The 6,525-nt window shown below is 60.2% G+C and carries 6 protein-coding genes; 4 read left to right on the top strand and 2 right to left on the bottom strand.

Annotated features, from left to right (window positions below):
* From K8U03_11275 to carA, 3 genes are all read left to right on the top strand, one after another.
* Positions 1–1,243 (top strand): peptidyl-prolyl cis-trans isomerase (locus tag K8U03_11275; protein ID MCE9605469.1); only part of this gene is annotated, 1,243 nt, incomplete at its 5' end.
* A gap of 217 nt (positions 1,244–1,460) precedes the next feature.
* The gene (locus K8U03_11270; protein ID MCE9605468.1) at positions 1,461–2,726 is read left to right on the top strand and encodes an aminotransferase class I/II-fold pyridoxal phosphate-dependent enzyme; all 1,266 of its coding nucleotides are present in this window, start codon (positions 1,461–1,463) and stop codon (positions 2,724–2,726) included.
* Between the two features lie 413 nt (positions 2,727–3,139).
* Complete coding sequence (gene carA, locus K8U03_11265) at positions 3,140–4,270, top strand: glutamine-hydrolyzing carbamoyl-phosphate synthase small subunit (GenBank protein MCE9605467.1); 1,131 nt, start codon at positions 3,140–3,142, stop codon at positions 4,268–4,270.
* Positions 4,271–4,303: 33 nt separating this feature from the next.
* Here carA and K8U03_11260 read toward each other — a convergent pair whose 3' ends face one another.
* Positions 4,304–4,690: a hypothetical protein gene (locus tag K8U03_11260; protein ID MCE9605466.1), complete on the bottom strand. Its 387-nt coding sequence runs from the start codon at positions 4,688–4,690 to the stop codon at positions 4,304–4,306.
* 67 nt (positions 4,691–4,757) lie between these two features.
* Entirely contained in the window at positions 4,758–5,633 is an 876-nt protein-coding gene (locus K8U03_11255; protein ID MCE9605465.1) for a hypothetical protein, read from the bottom strand.
* A gap of 341 nt (positions 5,634–5,974) precedes the next feature.
* Here K8U03_11255 and K8U03_11250 point away from each other — a divergent pair, with 341 nt between their 5' ends.
* Entirely contained in the window at positions 5,975–6,466 is a 492-nt protein-coding gene (locus K8U03_11250; protein ID MCE9605464.1) for a hypothetical protein, read from the top strand.
* Positions 6,467–6,525 lie beyond the last annotated feature (59 nt).

Here is a 6,525-nt window from a genome sequence, read left to right as displayed (position 1 = left end):
GAACAGCGCCAGCGCCAAGGGTTTGATTCAGCCGATCAAGATGCACATGGGCGATCCCGCGTTGGAGAAAGTCGCGTTTGCGCTCCGCCCCGGGGAAGTTTCTCAGATCGTCGCGGTAGGGCAGCAGTTCGTGATTTTGAAGTGCGAGAACCAGATTCCGGCCCGCGCGATGCCGCTGGAGAAGGTGCAACAGGTTCTAAGCGATGCGGTTCGCGATAAAAAGCTGCGGCTCGCTTCCGCCGAAGTGTTCAACCACATCAAGTCGCAATCGCAGTTGGACATGGTCTACATGGACCCGGCACGTCGGGCCCAGCAGCCGGAAGTCGCCGCGCATGTCAACGGTCGGGTCCTCTCGACCGCTTCGCTCGCCGAAGAGTGCATGCTTCGCAACGGCAAGGAAGTGCTCGAAGGGATGATCGGCCGGACACTACTCTCGCATGCTCTCACGCAAGGGCATTTGGAAGTGATGCAGCAAGACATCGACGCCGAGATCGCTCGCGCCGCACTGGCGATGGGGAAGACGACGCAACCCGGCGGCAACGAGCCCGACGTCGCAGGCTGGATCAAAGAGATCACCGAAAAGCAAAAGATTCCGTTCGAGCAATACGTTCACGACACGGTATGGCCGAGCGTGGCTTTGAAGAAGCTCGTCGCGCCGTCGGTGCAGGTGACGGACGAAGATCTGCAAAAGGGCTTCGAGGCGAACTACGGCCCGCGCGTGAAGTGCAGCGCGATCGTGCATAATCAGATGCGCAAGGCGCAAGAAGTGTGGGAGCTGGCGCGCGATAACCCGACCGCGGAACACTTCGGCGTGCTGGCCGAGCAATACTCGGTCGATAGCGTAAGCCGCGCGCTGCGGGGTGAAGTGCCGCCATTGCAACGGCACGGCGGGCAACCGTTGTTGGAAAAGGAAGCGTTCGCTTTGAAGCCGGGCGAAATGTCGGGCATCATCCAAGTCGACGAATCGTTCGTCGTTTTGTTTTGCGAAGGCTATACGCAGCCGCGCAACATCGACTTCGCCGAAGTACGCGACATGATTCGCGAAGACGTCTACGAGAAGAAGCTGCGGGTGTCGATGGCGCGAGAATACCGCCGCTTGCAAGACACGGCCCGCATCGACAACTTCATCGCCGGTACGGTGCAATCTCCCTCGCTCGGCAAGAGCATCGAGGGGGGGACGAAAGAAGCCGCCGTGGGTGGTGCCGTGCAGGCGGGGTATGTTGCGCCGGTGAAACAGCGGTAGACGCGGCGTAAGGATACTCGGTTCGCGGAACCCGCAAGCGGAGTACGGTGCGGGGGCGCGGGGCTTGAATCCGCGCTCGCTGCGGCGAACTTTTGCCGGCCGCTAGGTGTCTGGTTGCCTGTCGCCGCGCCGGCGGGCTCAACCGGCGTTTCCCTTTGGAGTACCAGGGTGTATTCTAGGGAAAGTACCTTCTTTCGCCTCCAGCTTTGCGAACGTCATGACCAATCCCAGCGTGCCCGGCTCCGAACCGTTTAAGATTTCTCCCGCCGAACGGATGAGCCGGTTGCCGGCGTATTTGTTCGCCAGAATCAACGGCGCGCTCCAAGCTAAGCGACGTGCCGGCGAAGACGTGATCGATCTCGGGATGGGAAATCCGTCGGAGCCGCCGCATGAGTTGGTGATCGAAAAATTGATCGAAGCCGCGCGCGATCCGCGCAACCACGGCTACAGCCAATCGATCGGCATTCTGAATCTGCGGCGCGAAGTCGCCGGCAAGTATCTCCGCAAGCATGGGGTACGGCTCGATCCGGAAAAGGAAATCGTCGTCTGTCTCGGATCGAAAGAAGGCTTCAGCCACATGTGCTTGGCGATGATGGGGCCCGGCGACACGGCGATCGTGCCGGCACCCTACTTTCCCGCGCACGTCTATGCCGTCGCGCTAGCGTCGGGTAATTGCATCACGCTCGATGTCGCCGATAGCGAGAAGTTTCTCTCGAACGTCGCGTACACCTGCCAGCATTTGCATCCGCGCCCGAAGATGCTCATCGTCAACTACCCGCACAATCCGAGCGGGGCGACCGTCGACCAGGAGTTCTTCGTCGAGGTCGTGAAGCTCGCCAAACGCTACGGCTTCATGGTCATCAGCGATTCGGCGTATGCCGACGTCGCCTTCGACGGCTACGTGCCGCCGAGTTTTCTCTCGGCGCCGGGCGCAAAGGATGTCGGCGTCGAATTCACGACGATGAGCAAGGGCTACAACATGGCCGGCTGGCGCGTCGGCTATGCCTGCGGCAACGCCGAAATGGTGAAGGCCCTCGCCACGATCAAAGCCTACTACGACTACGGCATGTTCCAAGCGATTCAGATCGCCGCGATCATGGCCTTGCGCAACACGGAAGCGAACGTCGAATCGCAAGCGAAGATTTATCAACGCCGACGCGACGTGATGGTCGAAGGGTTGCGGCGCATCGGTTGGAACGTCAGCCCGCCGCGGGCCGGGATGTTCGTCTGGGCCAAGATTCCCGAGCAATATCTCGCGAACATGGACACCCTCCAGTTTGCGATGAAGTTGCTCGAAGAGGGGGGCGTGGCCGTGAGCCCGGGCACCGGTTTCGGGCCTGCCGGCGAAGGGTATCTGCGGATGGCGCTGGTCGAAAACGAGAATCGGCTGCGGCAAGCCGTGCGGATGATCCACCGCTGCTTGACCGGCGAGACGAAAGCGGAAGAGAAGCCCGAGGCGCCGATTGCGCCAGCGCAAAAATAAGCAGGCGATTCACCGCCGGCAGTTCTTACGCGTCTGGAAATGGGACGTTCTTTGCGTTGCCTGCGCGTTTTGCGCGAGTGCTAGCCCGCATGCCGGCACTGCGATATAATCTCCCCGCCCTCGGATACCGGGGTCGCGGCTGGAGATCGGCGCATAAAAAGAGGATCCTTGCTCGCCGGGGCAAGAATCCTCAATGGCTGTCCGAATTCAAGTGTGACCCTGTTTCCGGAGACCCACAGCCTTATGATTCCTATCGGTCCCCCTTTAGGGCGACTTTAGGAGACCCGCTCGGAGATGGCTGAACTTCGCCATTTGTTTGTTTCGATGCGGCGCCATCGGTAGCGATGACGCACTCGAAATCGGATTGAAGAATTTTCGCGCGACGAACTTTGCGGAGAGGAAACGACGACGACATGTCTCAAGTTGCCAAGCTCGCTTTGGAAGACGGTACCGTTTACACCGGTTACTCGTTCGGTGCCGATGGGGAAGTCGATGGTGAAGTTTGCTTCAACACCTCGATGACCGGCTACCAGGAGATCTTGACCGATCCGAGTTATCGCGGACAAATCGTCACGATGACGTATCCGCAAATCGGCAACTACGGCGTCAACGACGAAGACCTCGAAAGTCCGAAGCCGCATCTGTCGGGCTTCATCGTGAAGGAGCTCAGCGGCCGGGTCAGCAACTTTCGCGCCAGCGACGATCTCAGCTCGTACCTCAAGAAGCATAACGTGCTCGGTATCGAAGGGATCGACACGCGCGCACTGGTGCGCCGCATCCGGACGACCGGCGCGATGAAGGGGATTCTGTCGACGCGCGATCTCGACGATCGGAGCTTGGTGGCGAAGGCGAAAGCCTCGCCGGGGCTCAACGGACGAGACTTGGTGCGCGAAGTGATGCCGGAGCAAGCGCGGAAGTGGAGCGAAGACCTCAGCCCTTGGATGACGCTCGACGCCAACCGGATGTCGACGGCCGACGAAGCCGGCAAGCCGCATATCGTGGCGCTCGACTACGGCATGAAATGGAATATCCCGCGTTACCTGTTGAACGAAGGGTTTCGCGTTACGATCTTGCCCGGCACGGCGACGAGCGCGGATGTCTTAGGGGCGAAGCCCGACGGCGTGTTTCTTTCCAATGGACCCGGCGATCCGGAACCGCTCCGCTATGCCGTTGAAACGATTCAGGGGGTGCTGGGGAAGAAGCCGATCTTCGGTATTTGCCTCGGTCATCAGTTGCTGTCGCTGGCCTGCGGCGCGAAGACGTTTAAGCTCAAGTTCGGGCATCGAGGCGCCAACCAGCCGGTGATGAACCTGCAGAACGGCGTCGTCGAGATCACGTCGCAAAACCACGGGTTCGCGGTCGACGAAGACACCTTGCCGAGCGAACTCGAAGTGACGCATCGCAACTTGAACGACGACACGATCGAAGGGCTCCGCCACAAATCGGCCCCGGCGTTCTGCGTGCAGTACCATCCGGAAGCGTCGGCCGGTCCGCACGACAGCAGCTACCTGTTCAAGTCGTTTCGCAAATTGATCGAGAGCTAAGAACTCGGCAAGAGTCGCTGTGAACGTACCACGCTATTCCGGCTGGTACGCCATTAAGACCGTGAGCACGTCCATCAGCGTGACGGCGAGCTTTGGGCTCGGAGCGGTTCCCCCTTCGGTGCAGTCGAGCCACTTGTTGAGCGCGTGCTGCAAGTAGGCGTCGCGCGATTCCTCGACCAGGGCCGGACCCACCAGCGCAAGCGCCTCGGGCCACGCCTTTCGCAACTGTTCCACGGCTTGCGAGCGCCCGGCGATCGCATCGAAGACCAAGTCGTCGAGCTCTTCGAACTTTTCCAACACCTGTGGATTGCCGAGCGGCAGCAACTCCGCCGGCGCTTCGCGCAGCTCGACCCCTCCTGCGGCGTCCCGATGTGCTCCGTCGTTGCGAATCAAGTAGGGGCGTCGGTCTTGTCGGCTCACTGATGAAGATCCTGAGGTGATGTGGTAGCAGGCTGAGTGTGGATGAAAGGGGGGGCGACGATCGCGTTTAGAGTTTTTTCGCTCTCCGTTTGGCAGCGTCTCGTTTGACTGCTTCGAATTGATCGAGAACCTGATCGAAGGGGTTCTGTTCCTCCGGTTTCGGCGGCGGGATCGCTTCCGGTGAGGCTTCGCGCGTCTCGGCCGTGGTCGCCGGCTTCAGCTCGAACGAGCGCCGTAGCGAGCGCAGCTCGGTGAGCCAGTCCAGTCGCTCGTCGGTGTAACGCCGGTTGTCTTCGTCCCGTTGTTTTTGCAGCTCCGCTTCTCGTTGTTTAAGCCGCCGGACTTCGCCGGAGAGCCGTTCGCGGTCTTCCTGCGCTACGGCCAGGCGATGCTGGAGCTCAGCCAGGCCGGCCGCGTCGATGCGCGACGGCTCGCGGCGCAAGCGTTCGAGATCACTTTGCGTAGCCGCAAGTTCGGCGCGGGTCTCGGAGAGTTCGACGGCCGTATCGGCGAGTTGTCCGACTTTTCGCTGGGCCGCTTCTAGTTCGTTCTCGACGACGCGCCGCTCATGCGACAGCTGCTCGATCTCTTCGCGCAAATGCTTCAATTCACGCAGTTGCGGGCCGTCGAAGTGATCGCGCGAGAGGGTGTCGAGGCGTTGTTTTTCTTGGCGAATCTCCAAGGCGTTCGCTTGCGCCGATTCGATGAGGGAGTCGAGCCGAGCCCATTCTACATCTAAAGCGTTCCGCTCTTGAGCTAGCAGCTCGGTCTGGTCGCGCTGTTCACGCTCGCGCTCATCGAGCCGGCCGGCCAACATCTCCAAGCGTTCCAATTGCGACGCCATGAACGTCTGTAAGTCGCGATGCTTACGACGCATCGGCTCCAGGGCCGTATCGATATCGCGCAATACCGACCGATTCTCGGTCAGAACGTCCGCGGTCATGGTGGAGTCGTGGGAGAAGTGCTGTTCGGGCGAGTGCAAGGCGGAAGTGAGGCGATGTGAAACCGCCATCGTAACTCTAGGTCGCGAATCGGGTCGGAGCAAACGAAGCTCGATTCCGGGCGATCGAGAGTGATTTTTTGCGGAAAAATCCGGGAGTAAGCGAAACTAAGCAGCTTTTATTTCGAGCGCTAAGCCTTTATTTCCAAGTCGATTAGGGCCGCTGGGCTCTATTTCCCCTCTTTGTTGGGGCCTTGTGCGCGCGGCGCTTGGTAACGATCTTGGCGATTCTACGGAGTTCGACATTTGATTTTCGGAAACGGATTTAAGAAGGGGAGACGACTATGATTTATCGCTTGATTTCCGCCTGCACCATCGGCCTCGTCGCGCTGACGTTCTCAGTTGCGAACGTCGAAGCCAAGAGTTTGCTCAAGCTCGGCAAAGCACCCGAAGCGATGCCGAAGCCGATTCCCGACCAAGCCTCGGTCGGCGTCGCCGCGCCGGGCTGCACGACGATTGCCTCGACCCCCTGCGTTTGCTGCCCGACGCCGTGCATCAAGTATCGCCATGCCTTGCTCGACCTCAGCCGGCTCTGCCGCGACAAATGCTGCAAGCCGCCGGTGAAGCTCGTGCTCGCCACGAAGAACCCTTGCACCTGCTGCCCGGTCGACGTTCCGGTTTGCTTGCCGGCCTGTTGCTGCGGCGAGCCGAAAGTGGATTGTCGTAAGACGCTGATCGGCGAAGGGCTTGTGACCTACGATTGGTGCTGCGGCGTGTCCGTGACGATCCGCTATAAGAAGTGCGGCGAAGTGCTCGTCACGTATCGCGGCGTGTAATCTCCGCAATCCGCGTATGATTTAACGGCGGTACATCGCGTTAGATGTATCGAAATCGA

Source organism: Planctomycetia bacterium (assembly GCA_021413845.1).
Classification (GTDB): Bacteria; Planctomycetota; Planctomycetia; order Pirellulales; family PNKZ01; genus PNKZ01.
The sequence above is the reverse complement of the archived record's forward strand: the minus strand, read 5'-3'. Positions and strand labels throughout refer to the sequence as shown.

Excerpts from the sequence above, each read along its gene's own strand:
- K8U03_11270 (MCE9605468.1), top strand. The coding sequence starts at position 1,461 with ATGACCAATCCCAGCGTGCCCGGCTCCGAACCGTTTAAGATTTCTCCC.
- carA (MCE9605467.1), top strand. The coding sequence starts at position 3,140 with ATGTCTCAAGTTGCCAAGCTCGCTTTGGAAGACGGTACCGTTTACACC.
- K8U03_11255 (MCE9605465.1), bottom strand. The coding sequence starts at position 5,633 with ATGACCGCGGACGTTCTGACCGAGAATCGGTCGGTATTGCGCGATATC.
- K8U03_11250 (MCE9605464.1), top strand. The coding sequence starts at position 5,975 with ATGATTTATCGCTTGATTTCCGCCTGCACCATCGGCCTCGTCGCGCTG.